Below are 19117 nucleotides of genomic sequence, written 5' to 3'. Positions count from 1 at the left end.
GGCGGGGGCACGGTGGCGTGACGGAGTGTCGGTGTCGCCGCGTCCGCGGGCCGCCGCGGGAGTGGCGACCGCGGTGCGCTCGGAGGATCGGGAGCCGACCCGTGGGGGGCGCTCGGCGACGCGTCCGCTGGCGCCGGTGGTCTTGCGTCCTGTGCGGGTGGGCTTCGCGGCCGTGTCGTCGGCGGCCGACGGCCCGCTGCGACCGCGTTTGGGCAGCGCGTCGGATGTGCCGGCGCGGCGACGGCCGCCGCTGCCTGCGCGCGTACCCCAGGAGTCACCCTTGCGTGGCCCGCTTGTGCGCGTTCCCGGGGTGGCCTCGGCCAGGCGGCGTTGCATCAGCATCCGGGCGAGTCCGATGGCCAGGACCACGACGGTGGCGATCGCCATGGTCGGGAATCTGTTCACCAGCGGGACGGCCAGGTTCAGCACGATATCCCGCATCGAGGTCGAGCTGTGGCCGAGCAGTTGCTGATAGGCCACCGGAACGGCCAGGAACAGCAGCAGCGGCGGGGTCACCATGGTGGTGAACAGGCCGCGGTATCGCACTACGAGCGCCGCCAGGGCGCAGCCCACGATATAAAAGGCAGCAAATACGTGGGTCAGATCCTTGCCCCCGCCACTGGCATCGATGAAGAAGCCGATCGAGGTACACGCCACCGCGATCAGCACCGCCGCGCCCGCGGGGACGCCGGGCATCGACGGGATGACCGAGCGGTGAGGCGCCGGGACCTCGGGTCGCTCACGTTGGATTGCTGCTGCCACGTACAGCACACTATCTGGCACAACCGGAACGTGTGTCGAGGCCGGGCGGATGAACCGGTTACTGAATGATGTCTGAGAACGCGGCCGCCCGTGGCCACGACTCCACATGCCGGATTGCTGGCGCCTCCTGCTCGCCGATGTCAAGCTCGTGCAACCGCCGTGCGGTTACCATCACCCTCGACTCTATCGAGCCTACTGTCTGGTTGAAAGCCTCTACGGCCTTGCCCAGTTGAGCGCCCAGTCGATCCAGGTGCGCGCCGGTGGTACTCAGACGACCGTACAGCTCCCGGCCTAATTGCTGAATAGTTGCCATATCCTGGGACAACGACTCCTGCCGCCAGCTGTAGGCAACTGTACGCAGTAATGCGATGAGTGTTGTGGGAGTTGCCAGGATCACGTTCCGGCCGAAGGCGTACTCCAGGAGGCCGGTGTCGGTGGTCAGCGCGGCGTCGAGGAAGGGATCGCCAGGGACGAACAGGACCACGAACTCCGGCGAGGGATCGAACGCCGCCCAGTACGCCTTGTCGGCCAGTTGGTCGACGTGCGCGCGCAAGTGCTTGGCATGGCGAGTCAGGTGCTCGGCCTGCAGCCGCGGGTCGTCCTGGCCGGTGGCGTCCAGATAGGCCGTCAGCGGCACCTTGGCGTCCACCACGATCTGCCTGCCCCCGGCCAGGCGCACCACCAGGTCGGGCCGGACCCCGCCGTCGCGGCCGGCACCGGTGACCTGGGTGTCGAAATCGCAGTGCCGGGACATCCCGGCCAGTTCCACCACCCGCTCCAGCTGCACCTCGCCCCAGCGCCCGCGCACCTGCGGGGCGCGCAGCGCCGACACCAGCCGGCCGGTCTGGGTGGACAGCTGATGCGACACCCGCTGCATGCCGGCGACCTGCTCGCGCAGGCCGGAATAGGCGTTGATGCGATTGTGCTCGACCTGCGTGATGTGCTGGTTCAGTGCGCCGACCGCCTCGCGCAGCGGCTCCACCAGCGATCCGATCGCCTGCGAATTGCGCCGCGCGGCATCCTCGCTCGCCGCGCCCAGCGACTGGCGCAGCAGCCGCTCACCTTCGCGCATCGCGGACACCCGAGCCTCCGCGGTGGCGGCACGCTGCCCGGCCCGGGCGGCATGCCCCAGCCACCCGAGCCCCAACCCAGCGCAGAACGCCAACAGCAGAGCAAACAGCATCGGTGCGGTCATGCAGCAGATAGTGCCCTATCCCACCGACAAGTTCCGATTCCCAGCAATCTTCGGGCAGCCTCGCGGGGTGAAAGATCTGTGCGGCGGGACAACTCGAAAAAACTAGCGTTCTTGGGACAGGTTCGGGGTGGCGGGTCGTTTTCTGTCGGGGTGATCGCCTACGGTTTCGCGGCATGCGGATGTTGCACACGTCTGACTGGCATATCGGGCGCACGTTTCACGGCGTCGACCTGTTGGCCGATCAGGCGCAGACGCTGGCGTCCATCGCCGAGATCGTGGCGCAGCAGCGAGTCGATGTCGTGCTGCTGCCGGGGGATGTGTACGACAGGTCGATACCCAGCGCCGACGCGATCGCGGTGTGCAATCGCGGATTCGAGCGAATTCGCGCGGCGGGGGCGGTGATCGTGGCGACCTCCGGCAATCACGATTCGCCCACCCGGCTCGGGGCGCTGGGCAGTTTCGCCGCGGCCGGTGGACTGCATCTGCGCACGTCGGTGGCGGATCTGCAACGCCCGGTGGTGCTCAGCGACGAGCACGGTGAGATCGCCTGCTACGGCATACCGTATCTGGAGCCGGAGATCACCAGGGTGGAGCTCGGTGTGCCGCAGGCGCGTTCGCACGCGCAGATTCTGGACGTGGCGATGGGCCGGGTCCGAGCCGATTTGGACGAGCGGGGGATCGCGCGGTCGGTGGTGCTCGCGCACGCCTTCGTGGTGGGTGCGGAGGCGACCGGATCGGAGCGATCTATCTCGGTCGGCGGTGTGGAGACTGTGTCGATGGGGGCCTTCGACGGTGTCGACTACGTGGCACTCGGACATCTGCATTCACCGCAGACACTCGCGGATTCGGTTCGGTATTCCGGTTCACCGCTGCCGTATTCGTTCGCCGAACGGTCGCACCGCAAGGCGGTCTGGATCGTGGAGTTGGGCCGCGACGGGCTCGCCGATGTCCAGCGATGCGACCTTCCCCAGGTGCGCGCGCTCACCCAGCTCACCGGCACACTGGAGGAACTGCTGGCCGACCCCGGACACACCTCCGCCCAGGACCACTACGTCTCGGCCATTCTTACCGACCATGCCCGCCCGGTGGATGCGATGCGTCGGCTGCGGGAGCGCTTTCCGCATGCCGTGCATGTGGAATGGGCTCGCCCCGAAGGTAATCCGGAACTACGTTACCGTGAGCGGGTGCACGGCCGCCGCGATACCGATGTAGCGCATACCTTCCTTGCCGATGTGCGCGGCGAGCCGACTGCGGGCGAAATGACCTGGCTGGAGCGCGCACTCGCGGCGGCAACCGCCGATCGGGAGACCGTGAGCATCGACCGGGACGAGTCAGCGGAGCTCTCGGCATGAAAGTGCGCACCGAGCGATCACTGGGCACAGGGCGATACGGTGTCGCCGAACCGGTCGGGCGCGTGTACGGCGGTCCAGGAGTTGCGATGGCCCGCGCACGTGGGGCGATCGCATGAGGCTGCATCGGTTGGAGCTGTGCGCGTTCGGTCCGTTCGCCGATGCCGTCACGGTGGATTTCGACAAGTTGGGTGGCGACGGGCTGTTCCTGTTGCACGGGCAGACGGGTGCGGGCAAGACGACGGTGCTCGACGCGATCGCATTCGCGTTGTATGGCCGGGTGCCCGGCGCGCGTGGGGAGAGCAAGCGGCTGCATTCCGATCACGCGGATCCGCAAATGCCTCCTCGGGTGGTGCTCGAGGCAACGATGGGCGGTCGGCGGCTGCGGTTGACCCGTTCACCGGAGTTCGAGCGCCCCAAGAAGCGCGGAGATCCTGGCTGGACGACTGTAAAGGCCAAGGCGACATTGGAATGGCTGGACCGCAGCGGCCAGAACTTGTCGGGATTTCAGGATATCGGTGATGAGGTGATCCGGCTGCTCGGCATGAGCGCCGATCAGTTCTTCCAGGTGGTGCTGCTGCCGCAGGGCGATTTCGCGCGGTTCCTGCGCTCGGACAACGAGGATCGCGAGAGGCTGCTCGAAAAGCTCTTCGACACCGAGCGATTCGGCACCGCCGAGCAGTGGCTCATCAAGCGGCGGCGCGAGGGCGAGGCCGAACTGGTCGAGCAGCGCAACAGCATCGACCGGCTCATCGCCCAGGTCGGTATCGCGGCGGGGATGAGCGCCGCCGAGACGGTCGGACCGTTCGAGGCGGTCGACTGGTCGCAGCGCCTGCTCGCCGAGGCGCGGGCGGACGGCGCCCGGACGACCACGGAACTCGCTCAGCATCAACAGGATTCGACCAGGGTTCAGGCTTCGGCTGAACAGCAGCGCCGCCTGCATGAGCTGCATCGGCGGATATCCGGCGCGCGAGCGCAATTGGACCAGTACGCCGCCACCGCGGAACTGCGCGAGCGCCGTCGCGTCGAACTGGATCAGTCCCGCCGTGCCGAACCGGTTGCCGCCGCCCTGGTCGAGGCCCGGGCTGCGGCGCTCACGCTGCGCCGCCGCACCGACGAGTCCCGGGAACTGGCCGAACGCCTCGCCGCCCGGCTGCTCGAACCACCCAGTGCCGAACTTTCCGGAACTGCCTGGGCCGCAGCAGATCTGGCCGCCGCCGAGCTTGCGGACACCGATCTGGCCGCCGAACTCGCGTCCATTCCCGTTCGTATAGAGGCACCGGATCTCGACCGTGCGTCCGAGTCGGACTACCCGGCAGACGAATTCACCGTCGACGACGAAGTGGGACCGGATACGGACAGTCCGGCCGCGCAGGATTCCATCGAGACGCTGCCTTCCGGTGCCGAGTCGCCCGAATACATCGAGCTCGAGCTGTTCTCGATCGATACGACGGTCGAGGCGGAGCCGTCGGACGACGCCAAGTCGGCCGCCGTGGAGGCGAGTGCCACCACGCCACGATCCACGCGTCGACGAGGATCCGGTGCGGCCGAGAGCAATACGGTAGTCAAGCGAAGCGCTGGATCTCGTCGTGGGGCGCGCACGGTCGCGACCGACCGTCCGCTGCGCGCGGCCGAATTCGACGGGTCCGGCGAGGCCGATGAGCCGGGACTGTTCGCCGTGTCGGCGGGGCCCGACCGCAATCTCACCGCCGATTCTGAATCCGATTCAGGCTCAATGGTCCTCGATGCCGATGCCGATGCCGATGCCGATGCCGATGCCGATGCCGATGCCGATGCCGATGGGGCAGGGCGGGTCGAGGCGGCGGCCGGAGACGCTCCGGCCCCGCTGGACCAGGATCGGTCCGAGCCCGCGCACGCGGCGCCGACCGGGATCGAGGGCGCGATTCGTGGATGGACGGCTCAGGTCGGCGCGCTGGACGAGGTGCGGGCCGATGCGCAGGCCGCCCAGCGGTTGACTGTCGAGTTGGCGGGCCTGCGCCGGGAGAGCGCGACGCTGAACGCGAGCGTCGAGAAGGTGTCCGGTAAGCGGGCGGCGTTACCGCAGGCCATTGCCGCGGTGGACGTGCGGGTGCGCGAGGCCGAACAGGCCGCGGCGGGGTTGGCCGGGTTGCAGAGCGACTGCGAGCGGCTGCGTACCGCGGCGACCGCCGCGACGGATCTGGCCGCGCGACGCGCCGAACTGACCGGCGCCACCGAGGAATTCGACAAGGCCCGGGTGGCGCATGTGGACGCGCGCGAACGCACACTCGAGGTCCGGGAGCGCCGATTGGCCGGGATGGCGGCCGAATTGGCGGGTGCGCTGGTCGACGGGCAACCGTGCGGTGTCTGTGGTTCGGCCGATCATCCGGCGCCGGCGCGCCCGGCCTCGGCGGCCGCGTCCAAGGACGACGAGCAGCGTGCGGTGGTCGCCGAACGGTCCGCCGAGTCGGTGCGTGAGCGCGCACAGGCCCGCTTGACCGATCTCGAGGGCAGCATCGCGGTGCTGATCGAACGCGGCGGCGACGGCGATCGCGCCGAACTGGCCGCCGCGCTCAATGTCGCCACCGAGCGCTACAAATCCGCTCGCCGCGCCGCCGCCCGCACCGAGGAGTTGACCGCCGAACTGAACCGCCTGCGCACCGACGAGACGCGCCTGCAGGAGGAGCTGCGCGAACTCGAGGGGCGGGGCAGCGCGGTGCTCGAACGGGTCATCGCCGCCGACCGTCGCCTGGCCGAACTCACCGAGCGCCTGCGCGCCGCCGCGGGGGCCGACGGCACCGTGGACCGTCGCCGGGCCCGCCTGGAGGCGTTGGTGCGTGACGCGGAGCAACTGCGCGCCGCCCGTGCCGACGCGACCGTCGCCCGCGAACAGGTCACCGCTCTGGCGCGCCGGGTGGAACAGCTGGCCCGCGCGGCCGAGTTGGTAACGCTCGCCGATGTCGTTGTGCCCGAGGACGGTTCGGAGCCCGACTACGCGGTCCTGGCCGCGTACGCGAAGGTCGTGGACGCCGCAACCCGCACCCCGCAGCAGCAGGAGGCGCTCGATACCGAGCTGGTCGCCGCCGACCGCATGCGCGCTCACGCCGAGGCCGTACTGGCCGAGCCGGAGATCCGCGCGGTGGCCGACACCGCGCCAGGGGATCTCCAGGAGCTGGAAAGCCTTGTGGTGCAGGCACGCACCCGGTTGGACGCGGCGGTGGCGGCGCATGCCGAGGCCGCCCGCCGGGTGGTTCAGCTCGAGGAGTTGAGCGGTCAGCTGTGGTCGGCGGTGGACCGCATCACGCCGATGCAGCAGGCCCACGACGAGCTGGCGGGTCTCGCCGAGGTGGTGGCGGGGCGCGGGGAGAACAACCGCCGTATGTCGTTGCGCTCCTATGTGCTGGCCGCACGCCTGGAGGAGGTGGCCCTGGCCGGTTCGGTGCGGCTGCGCAGAATGTCCGGTGGCCGTTACGAATTCGTGCACTCCGACGCCGCGGGCAGCCGCGGTCGGCGCGGCGGCCTCGGCCTGGACATCCGCGACGACTACACCGGAGCCGTGCGCCCGGCGAAGACGCTGTCCGGTGGTGAGACCTTCATGGCTTCACTGTCCTTGGCGCTGGGCCTGGCCGATGTGGTGGCCGCCGAATCCGGCGGACTGGTGCTGGACACGCTGTTCATCGACGAGGGCTTCGGCAGCCTCGACGCCGACACCCTCGACGCGGTCATGGGCGTACTGGACGAATTGCGTTCCGGCGGGCGGGTCGTCGGCATCGTCAGCCATGTGGACGAGATGCGTCAGCGCATTCCGAGCCGCCTGCACGTCATCCGCAATCCCGACGGCTCCCGCCTGGAAACCACTGTCGCTTGACACCCGCCTTACGGACGCGGAACGTCGACGTGCTGAGCGTGCTGAGCGTGCTGAGCGTGCTGAGCGTGCTGAGCGTGCTGAGCGTGCTGAGCGTGCTGAGCGTGCTGAGCGTGCTGAGCGTGCTGAGCGTGCTGAGCGTCTGATTGTCGCAAGCGGCTCAGTAGTTCGAGTGTCCTCAGCGCCTCGAGTGTGCCGAGCGTCCTGAGTGGCTCGAGCGGGTTGTCGCCTCGGCGCGGTCGGCCGAAGCTCGGACCTCGGGTTTCGCTGATCGCATACCACCAACGACGTCGTGGTCGTGTGCAGCGGCGGATCGGGGCATCACGTAAAGGAAGGCCGCGATCGCGCCGGGTGTGCCGTGTGCCGGGTCCCTGGGCGAAACCGATTGCCGCTCCACTACTTACGAGGTTTGCTCGTGTTCGATCAGCCAGGATTTGACCGGTAGGCCCCAGCGGAAGCCGCCCAGGGTGCCGTCGGTTCGCAGGATGCGATGGCATGGGACGAACAGCGCCGCGGCGTTGCGGGCGCAGGCGTTGGCCGCCGCGCGTACGGCCTCCGGGCGGCCGGACAGGCGGGCGAAGGCGGTGTAGGTCAGCGGATTTCCGGCCGGGATCTTGCGCAGGACCTCCCATGCGTGCGTCAGGAACGGTCCGGACATCTGCCGCACGGGGATTTCGTCGATCACGAAAAGGTCGCCCGCGTGGTACTTTTCGACCGCGCGTGTCACCTCACCGAGCGAATCGTGGCGCCGCAGTTCGGTGGGTCGTAGTCGGGGAGACACCAGCAGGCGAAGCCCCTCGGCATCGGCGGTCCAGCCCGATGCCAGGACCGCGCCGTCGGCATCGATCAGCGTTGTGAACGGCCCGATCGGCGTCTCGATTGTCGCGAAGTCGGCGGTACCCATTGTCCTACACCTACTTTCGTTGCATAGTCCGGCGAGAGCGCGGTGTGACACCGTGCTTCGCCGTGTCGGCGGATGGTTGACGCGGTCGTGCCGGCGATTACCGCCCCGCACCGACCTCTGCTCTGCCGACGGCGGCGGACACGGGACGTTCGGACAGCGCCCGTTTCCACAGGTGCATCGACAGATACGACCGCCACGGCGCCCATCGCCCGGTGTCGGTCAAGTCGACGCCCAGCAGCGCCGCGCCGTGGCGCACCACCAGGTCGGTGTGCATCAGGATGTCCGGATCGGCCAGCAGGCGCATCGTCACGTAATCGGCGGTCCACGGGCCGACCCCGTCCAGGGCGAGCAGATCGCGGCGCACATCGGTGGCGGTGCGCCCGGCGTGCAAGGTCAGATCACCCGACGCCAGGGCTCGGGCGGCGGCCACGATGGACGCGATGCGTCGCGCCGGACCCGTCAGCACCTCCGCGCCGTGCTCGGCGATCGCCGCCGCGGTCGGAAACAGTCGCGGCACAGGGCCGTTGACCGGCTCACCCAGCGCCTCGACCAGGCGGGCGGTATGGGTGACGGCCGCGGACACCGAGATCTGCTGGCCGATCATGGTGCGCAGCAACAACTCCTGCGGGTTGACGCAGCCGGGCACACGGATGCCCCGGCTGAATGTGCGTGACCCATCACTGTCGCCGCGCAGCCCGGCGCCGTGCCCGTCGAGCCCGTTTCCGCCGACGCGCAGGCCGGCGTCGAGCGCCTCGTCGATGCCCACCGGATCGGCGTCCAGGTCCAGCAGATGCCGTAGCCGGGCCACTGTCGGCGCCAGATCGCGCATATCGTGCAGCGACAGCCCCGCGCGCACATGCCCGGGCTGCACGCTCAGGCGCACCGTTGCGTGCCCGTGCGGGGTGCGCAGGGCGCGGGTGTAGACCCCGTCCTCCCAGAGCTCGAGGCCCGGCGCGGCATGCGAGGACAGAAACCATTCGAGCCAGGGCACATCGAGCGGCTCGCGATAGGGAAGCCGCAGGGTGAGGGTGCCGTGAACGGCGGAGTCGGTCGGGAGAGTGTCTCCGCGCAGCCGTCGCGCCTCCTCGCGCAGCGACGTCGGGCTGACCGCGAACACCTCGCGCACGGTGTCGTTGAACTGGCGAATGCTGGAGAATCCGGCCGCGAACGCGATATCGGACATCGGCATCCGCGTGGTCTGGATCAGCAGCCGTGCGGTGTGCGCGCGGTGTGCTCGGGCCAAGGCCAGCGGCCCCGCGCCGAGTTCGCCGGTGAGCACCCGGGTCAGCTGCCGCTGGGAGTAACCCAGCGAGTCGGCCAGCCCGGGCACGCCGGCGCGCTCGATCACGCCGTCGGCGATCAGCCGCATGGCGCGGGCGGCCAGGTCCGCGCGGGTGTTCCACAGCGGCGAGCCGGGCGCGGCGTCGGGTAGGCAGCGACGGCAGGCCCGGAACCCGTTCTGCTGTGCCGCGGCCGAGGTCGGTAGGAAGGTGACGTTCGAACGTTTCGGAGTGATGGCAGGACACGATGGGCGGCAGTAGATTCCGGTCGTGCGCACCGCGGTGACGAACTGCCCGTCGAACCGGACATCGCGGGTGGCGACCGCGCGGTAGCAGCGCTCGAACTCCAGACCGTTAGCACTCACGAACTCCACCCTGGCAGCCCGACGGGCTCCGCGCTAGCGGAAATGAGCCATCTATCCCCCGCATACCCCATAAGCGCCCGATTGGTCCCGATCAATGCAACCTCCGAACCCCTAACAAGCGCGCCAGGGCGATGCGAGGGGGCTCAGCAGCAGCGGTTGGCGGGGGTGCGGTCGGCCGCGGCATAGCGGTCGCGCCAGTACTCACGCTCGGTCGGGACCGCGCTCTCGGGGTGGTTGCGCCGGAGATGGTCGACGTAGCGGGCATAGTCCCGGCCGCCGAGTATCGCGTTGATATACCCGGCGACCGCCACTACGGGCCTGAGCACCGCCGCCGTCACTCCGCCCCCACCCGCGCCGCTCCGGGAACCTTCACCCGGCCCGCCTTCACCAGCTCGTCCCACTCTTCCTGCACCTTCTTCTCCTCCTTGGTGGCCAGGAATCCCGTGGGCCCGAAGATCTTCGACGGAAGCTCCGGCGTCTCGGTGGTTTCGCTCCCGCCGCGCCGCAACGCCTGAATACAGACCACCAGGCCGACCAGCGCGACGATCAGCACCAGCACCGCGAAGATGATCGATAGCGTGCCCTGGATGAAGCTGTTGTGGATGATCTTGTCCATATCGTGCATATTCTTCGCCGGGGCCAGCACCTTTCCGGCGTGCTTGGCGGTGCTGTAGACGCTCTCCTGCTTGAAGTAGCCCAGGTTCTTGTCGCCGGAGAAGATCTTCTGCCACGAGGCCGTCATCGTCACGATCAGGTCCCAGATCAGTGGCAGGGCTGGTATCCAGGCCCATTTGACCAGGCCCTTCTTGACCACGATGACCAGCACCACGGTCAGCGCGACCGCGGCCAGCAGCTGATTGGCGATGCCGAACAGCGGATACAGCGTGTAGATGCCGCCCAGCGGATCGGTCACGCCCATCAGCAGCACCGAACCCCACGCCGCGACGATGATCGCCGAGCAGAACCAGGCGCCGGGCCGCCACGACGGCTCGGAGAACTTGCGCAGCGGACCGCCGAGGTTGCCCAGGGTGTCCGACAGCATGAAGCGCGCGACGCGGGTCCCGGCGTCGATCGTGGTGAGGATGAACAGCGCCTCGAACATGATCGCGAAGTGGTACCAGAACGCCTTGAGCGCCGATCCGCCCAGGAACCCCTGCAGCACGTGGGACATGCCGACGGCCAGCGTCGGCGCGCCACCGGTGCGGGACAGCAACGTACTCTCCCCGACGCTGTGCGCCTCGTTGACCAGATCGGCGCCGGTGATGGGCGGCCCGCCCAGGCCCATGCCGTTCATCTTGCGCGCCGCGGCATCGGCGGTGGCCTGCGCGATCTGCGCCGCCGAGGCCCCGTGTGGCAGGCCGGTCGGCGCGGCGGTCAGGCCGGCGGTGTTGATCGCGAAGTACAGGTGCTGGTCCAGCACGCTGGCCGCGATGATCGCCATGATCGCCACGAACGACTCCATCAGCATGCCGCCGTAGCCGATCATCCGCGCTTGCGACTGCTTTTCCAGCAGCTTCGGTGTGGTGCCGGAGGAGACCAGGGCATGGAATCCGGACAGCGCGCCGCACGCGATCGTGATGAACAGGAACGGGAACAACGAGCCCGCGAAGGCCGGACCCTTGCTGTTGCCCGCGAACTGGGAGATCGCCGGGGCCTTCAGCACCGGCATGGTGATCACCACGCCGATGGCCAGCAGCACGATCGTGCCGACCTTCATGAACGTGGACAGATAGTCGCGCGGGGCCAGCAGCAGCCAGACCGGCAGCACCGAGGCGATGAAGCCGTAGATGATCAGCATCCAGGAGATCGTGGTGCCGTCCAGCGTGAACGCCGAACGGCCCCAACCCGAGTCGCCCACCCATTTACCGGCCACGATGACGAAGATCACCAGCACGAAGCCGACGATCGAGATCTCACCGACCTTGCCCGGCCGCACGTAGCGCAGGTACAGGCCCATCAGCACGGCGATCGGGATGGTCATCGAGATCGAGAACACGCCCCACGGGCTGCCGCCCACGAGCTGCCCGTTGGCGCTCTTGGTGGCGGCCAGGGCGTTGACCACGACGATGCCCAGCACCGCGAGCAGGATGATCATGATGACCAGCACCGCGATCAGCGCGGCCGCGCCGCCGATCACGCCGAGTTCGTCGCGCGCCATCTGCCCGAGGCTGCGCCCGCGCCGCTTGACCGAGGCCCAGAGCACCAGATAGTCCTGCACCGCACCGGCGAGCACCACGCCGACGACGATCCACAGCGTGCCGGGCAGATAGCCCATCTGCGCGGCCAGCACGGGCCCGACCAGAGGGCCGGCGCCGGCGATGGCGGCGAAGTGGTGGCCGAACAGCACACGCCTGTCCATCGGCATGTAATCGGTGCCGTTCTCCAATTCCTCAGCGGGGGTGGCGACATCGTCGCGCGGCTGGACGATCCGGTTCGAGATGAACCGCGCGTAGAACTGATAGGCGATGATGTAGGTGCACACCGCGGCGACCACGATCCACACCGCGTTGACGTTCTCGCCGCGGCTGATCCCCAGCACGGCCCAGCCGACGGCGCCCAGGATGGCGATGACGAGGAAGATGCCCTTCTTCGCCGGGGAGATGGGGGAGCGGTTCACGACGCCTACGGGAGGGAGGTCGGGATCTGTCCGCAGGTATTCGATTGTCGCCATATGAGCAACTCTCCCGTTGTTCTGTGCAGATCGTGTGAAAACGGACATAACGTAGCCGAACTAGCGCTCGTGCGGGGGTAACTCGGGAAAAAGACCACGTCACCGGCTGTCGGGCAGGGGTTGCCTGACCGTCGAGGGGACGCGACTGCTCGGGTGCGCAGGCGGTCGTGGGTGCGGCGCCGGGCGGGGTGTAGCCGGGCCTTCCGACGACGACTGTATCGCCGGACTCCGACATGTCTGTGCCGTCCGGGTTTTCGCTCGTGGGGGTTCGAGCGCGCCCAATAGTGGTTTCCCGTGCGTGTGCTCCACGATCCGTTTCGTGCTCGATCGTAAGCTGCGCGTGCCCATTCAATGATTGCTGGAATATTGCTTCAATGATTCGAGGAGGTCGGTGAACCCGGTGCGCCGCCGTACGCTGCTCGGCTCGATGTTGGCCGCGCCGATCCTGGCCGGGTGCGGCGGCGCCGGCGACGACGCGGTGACCTTCTTCTTCCAGGCCCGGCCGCAGGAGGCCCGCACACGCCTGCGCATCATCGACGAGTTCACCCGGCGACATCCGGATATCCGGATCCGCACCATCATGTCGGGCCCGGATCCGTTGCAGCAGATGCTGACCTACTGCGCCGGGGGCAAATGCCCGGACGTGCTGATGTCCTGGGAGATGCTCTACGCGGGCCTGGCCGAACGTGGAGTACTGCTGGACCTGCGCACGCTGCTGGACCGCGATCCGGCCTATGCCGCGACCCTGAGCGCGGACAGTTACCGCCCCTTGTACGAGACGTTCGACTACGGCGCCGGGCAGTACGCGCTGCCCGAACAGTGGTCCGGTGTCTTCTTGTACTACAACCGGAAGCTGTTCGAACAGGCCGGGATTCGCCCACCCGGCAGCTGGTCGCAGGCATGGACATTCGACGAATTCCTAGCCGCCGCAGAGACGCTGACCCATCGCGGCCCGGATGGGCGCGTGCGGCAGTGGGGTTTCGCCGACGCCTGGGTGCCGTACTACTCCGCGGCCTGCTTCGGAATGAACAACGGCGCACAATGGTTCAGCCCGCCGAAGGCGCCCACCCGCACCAACATCGGCGACCCGCGGTTCGCCGCGGGCATTCAATTCTACGCCGATCTCGCGGTGCGGCACCGGGTCGCGCCAAATGTCGCCGACCAACTGTCGGTATCCGCACCCGACCTGTTCTCCAGCGGCCGTGCGGCCATGCTGCTCGGCGGGCATTGGCTCTATTCGGAATTCTCGAGACTTGGCGGGCATGCGGATCTGGACTTCGATGTGACGGTACTGCCCGTCGGCCCGCACGGCGGCCCGGGCGCGATCACCGACGTCGGATGCACGGGGCTGGCGATCGCCGCGGACAGCCCGCGCCGCGAACAGGCCTGGGAATTCGTGAAATTCGCGACCGGGCCGGTCGGGCAGGCCATCATCGCCGAATCCGGGCTCTTCGTGCCGGTACTGCGATCCGCCATGCGGTCGCCCGGATTCGCCAGGGCGCATGCGAATATCGGCAACCTCGAGGTTTTCACCGGCGGACCCGATGTGTCGCGTCCCTTGGTGATCACCCCGGCGTGGGGGAAGGTCGACTCACTGCTGTCCCGGGGGTGCAACCGGGTCCTGCGGGGCGCGGCGCAGGCGGATTCACTCGGCGCTATGTCAGGGGATATCGATGCACTGCTGCGGGCGGGCACGTGAGGGTCGAGCCGCGAGACGAGGCCCTTGGCGAGCTCCGAACCGCAGATCGGAGGCGTATGCGTACGGCGACCGTTCACGCCCCGGAATCGGTGCGGCCTGGAATGATGGAGGCAGAGGAACGATTCGATGTGCGAACGGCACGCCCCCGGACGCGACGGCGCCGCTCGGCGCTGGACCGGCGGCGAGCACGCGCCGGGATGGCGTTCATCGCACCGAATCTCGCCGCGGTAGGGCTGTTTCTGCTGTTCCCGCTCGGGTTTTCGCTGTATCTGAGCTTCCATTCGTGGGATCTGTTCCGGCCCATGCGGTTCGTGGGGCTGGCCAATTACCGGCGTCTGCTCGACGATCCGCTGTTCGCGATCGCACTGCGCAATACGGCGGTGTTCACGGTGCTGACACTCGTGCCCACGGTGGTGATCAGTGTGGCGGTGGCCGCGGCGTTGAATTGGAAACTGAAGGGGATAGGGCTGTTCCGTACCGCGGCGTTCGTGCCGCTGGTCGCCTCGACGGTGGCGATGGCGGTGGTGTGGCGGTTCCTGTTCACCACCGACGACGGGATGATCAATCTGGTCCTGCGGTGGTTCGGCATCCCGGCCGTGCCGTGGCTGAGCGAACCACACTGGGCGCTGATCTCGCTGAGCGTGGTGACGGTGTGGAAGAGCGTGCCGTTCGCGACCGTGATCCTGCTGGCCGCGATGCAGGGGATTCCGGAGAATCTGTACGAGGCCGCCGAGATCGACGGTGCGGGCCCGTGGCGGCGCTTCCGGTGCATCACGGTGCCGCTGGTGCGCGGGGCGCTGTCGTTCGTCTTCGTGATCACCGTGATCAACTCGGTGCAGGCATTCGATCAGGCATATGCGCTCACCGACGGTAACGGCGGTCCCGAGACCGGGACCTATGTGCTGGGAATCATGCTGTTCCAGAACGCCTTCCGGTTCTACGAGGTCGGCTACGCGGCGGCCCTGGCCTGGGTGATGTTCGCGCTGCTGCTGGTGCTCACGGTGATCCAGCTGTGGTTGTCGCGCCGTGAGGCGGATCAGTCGTGAGGGCGCGGCGAGCGATCGCCCGGCGGACGCTGCGCGGGCTGGTGCTGTACGCGGCGTTGCTGGCGATCGCCTGGTGCGCGCTGGGGCCGATACTGTGGGCGCTGGGCGCCTCGCTGAAAACCGAGGGTGCGATCAGCGATCCGAACCCCGTCCCGGCCGCGCCGCAATGGTCCACCTACGGAAGGGTTTTCGAGCAGCTGCCGCTGGGGCGCATGCTGATCAATACCGCGATCTACGCCGGATGCGTCACCGCCGGGCAGGTGTTCTTCTGCTCGCTGGCAGGTTATGCGTTCGCGCGCTTGCGTTTTCCCGGACGGCAAACGCTGTTCCTGGCGTATCTGGCGACCCTGATGGTGCCGCTGACGGTCACCGTGATCCCGCAGTTCATCCTGATGCGCGCACTCGGCTGGGTCGACTCGCCGTGGGCGATGATCGTGCCCGGCCTGTTCGGCTCCGCGTTCGGCACCTATCTGATGCGCCAGTTCTTCCGCACCCTGCCAGACGAACTGGAGGAGGCGGCCATCCTGGACGGCTGCACCACCTGGCAGGTCTACTGGCGAGTGCTGCTGCCGCATGCCCGCCCCGCGGTGATGGTGCTGGCGGTGCTCACGTGGATCACCGTCTGGAACGACTTCCTGTGGCCGCTGGTGATGATCCAGCGAGACGAGATCGCCACGGTGACGCTGGGTCTGGTCCGCCTCCAGGGGCAATACCGCACGGACTGGCCCCTGTTGATGGCCGCCGCGATGATCGTGCTCGCCCCGCTGCTGGTCGTCTATGCCTTCGCGCAGAAGGCGTTCGTGCGCGGCATCGCTCAATCCGGCCTGGGTGGACGGTGATTCAGTAGGTACGGGCCGCGGTCGCCAGCGACTTGACGACCTCGGCGGCCACCACCGCGTGGCCGGAGATGTTGAAATGGATGTTGTCGACGGACATCACCGTGGGGCGGTGCCCGACCGGATGCCACCACAGATCGGTGAGGATGGCGTCGTAACGATCCGCGACGCGGCGGATCACCTTGTTGAGTTCGTCGATTCGGGCGCGGAAGGGACGCAGCGCCGGGATGTGCTCGGGGACCGCGTCGGCGATCGTCATCGTGGCCAGTCGCGCACCGTCGTTGCGGCCCGCCGCGAAGATCCTGTCCAGGTTGCGTTCGGAGGCGGCGTAATCGGGTTCGTCGGCCCACAGGTCGTTGCCGCCGGCGGCCACGTACAGCAGATCGGGGCCGAATTCCAGTGCGGCGTCGAGTTGTTCGTCGATCACCTGCGCGGTGGTGGCGTTCATCCGGCCCACATTGAGAAACTCGACCTCACCGACCGCGCGCTCGAGGACCTGGACGACCCGTGGCGCCCAGTACATCTCGCGATATCCCGGGCTGGGGTCGCCCGCACCGAACGCGGTGCTGTCGCCGATCAGCGCGATCCGATGCCAGGGGGCGCCGTGCAGCATCTCGACGGCGGCGTCGTCCGCGATGCAGTACGGATCGGTCTCCTCGGTGTAGACCGGTTCGGTGGTCTGGGCGGTCGATCCGGCTGTCTCCGTCATGAATCTGCTCCTTCCGATGCGGTGAACGAACGTGCGTGCGCTCCACGGTACCCAGGCCGACGATACAGGTCAATGTGCATAATCACAGTCTCGCCTGCGCGTATTGCCGCATGTATCCCGGTGGATAGGGGCGTTTAGGGGTTCAGCTGTGGTGGTGTTTGCGGCAAAGCTGATATCGTATGCGAACGATCGTGCGGTCTCTTGGAGGAGCAGTCATGGATCTTAAGGAACGGACCGTACTGCTGACGGGTGCGTCCGGTGGTATAGGAAAGCGAGTCGCGCGTCGGCTCGCCGCCTCGGGGGCCCGTGTGGCGCTGGCCGGGCGACAGACGGAGGTGCTGGGGCAGCTGGCGGAGGAACTGCGCGGCAGCGGTGTGAAGGCGGAACCGGTCATCGGTGATCTCGCCGATCTCGACTCGCTCGACGATCTGGTGGATCGGGCCGAACGGGCGCTGGGCCCGATCGATGTCCTGATCAACAACGCCGGAGTCGAATTGGCGGCGTCGTTTCCGAAATATCAACGTACCGAGCTGGAATGGATCGTCACGGTCAATCTGACGGCGCCCATGCTGCTGACCAGACGGGTCCTGCCGGGCATGCTGGAACGCGGCCGCGGGCACGTCGTGTTCGTCTCGACCGGTGCGGCCAAGGTGGCGCCGGCCTATCAGGCGCCCTATGCCGCGACGAAGTCCGGTCTGGTGTCGCTGGCGCAGTCGCTGCGCGCGGAATATCACCGGTCGCCGGTGGGCTTCTCGGTGGTGCTGCCCGGGTTCGTGAAGGGCGACGGCATGTATCAGGCGTGGATCGACCAGGGCGTCACCGCCAGCCGGATGCTCGGCTCCACCACGGTCGACCGGATCGCCGGGAAGATCGTCGGCGCGGTACAGCACGATCGGCCCGAGGTGCTCGACATGGGAATGCCGGTGCGGTCGATGTTCGCCACCACGCAGCTGTCGCCCGGGTTCGGCGACAGCATGGCCCGGCGGATGTCACCGGTGTTCCGTAAGCAGGCCGAGATGCGGGACCGGTTGTAGGGCACAGCGACTCGCGGCGGTGGTGATGAGGCCACCGCCGCGTCGTCGATTCGGATCAACGGCACTGCGATCCCTGGAACTTGCCGATATCGATGACGTCGGCCATCATCTTGTGTCCCTTGGGATTCGGGTGCACGAGGGTCGGGGATACGATATCCGGCCGGTCGGCCGACGGATCTGCCGGATCGCGCAGCACCGCGTCGAAGTCGATCACGCTGTCCGACAGGCGTTGGGTGCGAATCCACTGGTTGACCTGCTGGCGTAGCGGATCGGACCTCGGTGCGAGGCCACCGGCGATCCACGAGTGCACCGAGGGTGGAATGGTCGTCAGGTGCACGCGGATACCCGCCGCGTGCAGCCGATCGATGACATCGATATAGCCGGCGATCAATTGGTCGGGAGTCGAGGTCGGCGGGAAGGCCAGATCGTTGGTGCCCATCTCGAAGATGACATCGCGTATTCCCGCGACGTCGATGGCGTCGTGCCGCAATCGGGACAGCGCGCTCGGGCCGGTTTGCGGCGCGGTCTCACCCTGCAGCACGCGATTGCCCCAGATGCTCGAATTCAACACCGATACGGGAATTCCGGCGGCATCGAGGCGGTGCTGCAGGAAGTCGGTATACCGCAGATTGCGATCTACCACGGCGGGATCCTGCGGCCCTTCGTAGTACGTCGCACCCTCGTATCCGGTGCCGATGGAGTCGCCCATCGCGACCAGACTCGAATACCGCGGTGGCGCAAGCACGTCCACCTCGCCGGCCCACAGTGCGGCGGTGGTGTGCATGCTCAACGCCGAACCGTCCGGGTCCGCTGTCCGGTCGCCGGATCCGGGCGGACCGTAGTAGCTGGTGGACAGGGAAATGATGTTCTCGGTCGCCGCCGCTGACTGTCCGGGCACATAGATGCTGATCGCCAGCGGCTCGAAACCGTTGACGGACAACTGGATCGGATCGCTGATCACATCCGCCCCCGGCGCGACGGTGGTCGAGCGACCGCCGCCGAAGGTGACGACGCGCAGGGTGCCCGGCTGGATCGCCGCACCCTGCGCCTGTCTGGCGATCGTGACCGCGCCGAAGGTCACCGGCAGCGGGCTCTGTTTGTTGGTCAGGTGCACGCGCACGGTCCGGCCGCTCAGATGCGGGGTGACGACGATCCGGTAGGTCTGGTCGAACAGCGACGTTATCGGGGTGAGGCTCATATCCGACACCGGCGAGGCGTCCGAGGGGCCCATCGCCCAGCTGCCGACCCAATGGGGTTGCGCGCACCCCGTCGCGGCGGGATCGGCGACGCCGGTTCCGGTGGCCGTGGCCAGCGCGCAGATCAGTGTGGCGAGTGAGATGCCCGCGCGAGTGGTGAGATTCGGTCGACCGGCACGCGGGTCCGCCGTGCGTTTCATGTGTTGGCCTAACTGTCGGTGCGGTAG

General features: G+C 68.0%; 15 protein-coding genes. 7 read left to right on the top strand and 8 right to left on the bottom strand.

The annotated features are described in order from the left end of the window. Nucleotides 1–762: DUF6542 domain-containing protein (locus JZ791_RS23285; protein ID WP_216897324.1), on the bottom strand; the 762-nt coding region annotated here is incomplete at its 3' end. A 58-nt stretch (nucleotides 763–820) separates the two neighbouring features. Beyond that, nucleotides 821–1957: a DNA recombination protein RmuC gene (locus JZ791_RS23280; protein ID WP_216897323.1), complete on the bottom strand. Its 1137-nt coding sequence runs from the start codon at nucleotides 1955–1957 to the stop codon at nucleotides 821–823. 173 nt (nucleotides 1958–2130) lie between these two features. Between JZ791_RS23280 and JZ791_RS23275 the strand changes: the two genes are divergently transcribed. The 3 genes from JZ791_RS23275 to JZ791_RS23265 all read left to right on the top strand — a co-directional run bounded on the left by JZ791_RS23275 (nucleotide 2131) and on the right by JZ791_RS23265 (nucleotide 7296). After that, a complete protein-coding gene (locus tag JZ791_RS23275; RefSeq protein ID WP_216897322.1) occupies nucleotides 2131–3309 on the top strand; it encodes an exonuclease SbcCD subunit D in 1179 nt (392 codons plus the stop codon). A gap of 112 nt (nucleotides 3310–3421) precedes the next feature. Then, nucleotides 3422–7153, top strand: a complete 3732-nt coding sequence (locus JZ791_RS23270; RefSeq protein ID WP_216897321.1) for an AAA family ATPase — start codon at nucleotides 3422–3424, stop codon at nucleotides 7151–7153. Continuing rightward, on the top strand, nucleotides 7150–7296 hold the full coding sequence (locus JZ791_RS23265; protein ID WP_216897320.1) for a hypothetical protein: 147 nt from the start codon (nucleotides 7150–7152) through the stop codon (nucleotides 7294–7296). Before JZ791_RS23270 ends, JZ791_RS23265 begins: the two co-directional genes overlap by 4 nt. A gap of 254 nt (nucleotides 7297–7550) precedes the next feature. Here the strand turns inward: JZ791_RS23265 and JZ791_RS23260 are convergent, their stop codons facing one another. The 4 genes from JZ791_RS23260 to JZ791_RS23245 all read right to left on the bottom strand — a co-directional run bounded on the left by JZ791_RS23260 (nucleotide 7551) and on the right by JZ791_RS23245 (nucleotide 12370). Continuing rightward, nucleotides 7551–8054, bottom strand: a complete 504-nt coding sequence (locus tag JZ791_RS23260) for a methylated-DNA--[protein]-cysteine S-methyltransferase (RefSeq protein WP_216897319.1) — start codon at nucleotides 8052–8054, stop codon at nucleotides 7551–7553. A 97-nt stretch (nucleotides 8055–8151) separates the two neighbouring features. Further along, the gene (locus JZ791_RS23255; protein WP_438804559.1) at nucleotides 8152–9699 is read right to left on the bottom strand and encodes a DNA-3-methyladenine glycosylase 2 family protein; all 1548 of its coding nucleotides are present in this window, start codon (nucleotides 9697–9699) and stop codon (nucleotides 8152–8154) included. 143 nt (nucleotides 9700–9842) lie between these two features. Next, a complete protein-coding gene (locus tag JZ791_RS23250) occupies nucleotides 9843–10025 on the bottom strand; it encodes a YbdD/YjiX family protein (protein ID WP_216897317.1) in 183 nt (60 codons plus the stop codon). An 8-nt stretch (nucleotides 10026–10033) separates the two neighbouring features. Continuing rightward, nucleotides 10034–12370 carry a carbon starvation CstA family protein gene (locus tag JZ791_RS23245; RefSeq protein ID WP_216897316.1) on the bottom strand — a complete coding sequence of 779 codons (2337 nt, stop codon included), beginning with the start codon at nucleotides 12368–12370 and terminating at the stop codon, nucleotides 10034–10036. A gap of 427 nt (nucleotides 12371–12797) precedes the next feature. On the opposite strand from JZ791_RS23245, the gene JZ791_RS23240 reads away from it, so the two are divergent. The 3 genes from JZ791_RS23240 (at nucleotide 12798) to JZ791_RS23230 (ending at nucleotide 15954) form a co-directional block, all read left to right on the top strand. Next, complete coding sequence (locus tag JZ791_RS23240) at nucleotides 12798–14069, top strand: ABC transporter substrate-binding protein (RefSeq protein ID WP_216897327.1); 1272 nt, start codon at nucleotides 12798–12800, stop codon at nucleotides 14067–14069. Nucleotides 14070–14266: 197 nt separating this feature from the next. Next, nucleotides 14267–15115 (top strand): carbohydrate ABC transporter permease, encoded by an 849-nt coding sequence (locus JZ791_RS23235; protein ID WP_254206179.1) that lies wholly within the window; start codon nucleotides 14267–14269, stop codon nucleotides 15113–15115. Continuing rightward, nucleotides 15112–15954: a carbohydrate ABC transporter permease gene (locus JZ791_RS23230; protein WP_216897315.1), complete on the top strand. Its 843-nt coding sequence runs from the start codon at nucleotides 15112–15114 to the stop codon at nucleotides 15952–15954. Before JZ791_RS23235 ends, JZ791_RS23230 begins: the two co-directional genes overlap by 4 nt. Before the next feature lies 1 nt (nucleotide 15955). Here the strand turns inward: JZ791_RS23230 and JZ791_RS23225 are convergent, their stop codons facing one another. Then, complete coding sequence (locus tag JZ791_RS23225; RefSeq protein WP_216897314.1) at nucleotides 15956–16660, bottom strand: SGNH/GDSL hydrolase family protein; 705 nt, start codon at nucleotides 16658–16660, stop codon at nucleotides 15956–15958. Nucleotides 16661–16875: 215 nt separating this feature from the next. Between JZ791_RS23225 and JZ791_RS23220 the strand changes: the two genes are divergently transcribed. After that, nucleotides 16876–17694 (top strand): SDR family NAD(P)-dependent oxidoreductase, encoded by an 819-nt coding sequence (locus tag JZ791_RS23220; protein WP_254206175.1) that lies wholly within the window; start codon nucleotides 16876–16878, stop codon nucleotides 17692–17694. Nucleotides 17695–17749: 55 nt separating this feature from the next. Here JZ791_RS23220 and JZ791_RS23215 read toward each other — a convergent pair whose 3' ends face one another. Continuing rightward, the gene (locus tag JZ791_RS23215; RefSeq protein WP_216897312.1) at nucleotides 17750–19090 is read right to left on the bottom strand and encodes a GDSL-type esterase/lipase family protein; all 1341 of its coding nucleotides are present in this window, start codon (nucleotides 19088–19090) and stop codon (nucleotides 17750–17752) included. Between the last annotated feature and the right edge of the window lie 27 nt (nucleotides 19091–19117).

Source organism: Nocardia alni, from assembly GCF_019038435.1.
GTDB classification, from domain to species: Bacteria; Actinomycetota; Actinomycetes; order Mycobacteriales; family Mycobacteriaceae; genus Nocardia; species Nocardia alni.
The sequence above is the reverse complement of the archived record's forward strand: the minus strand, read 5'-3'. Positions and strand labels throughout refer to the sequence as shown.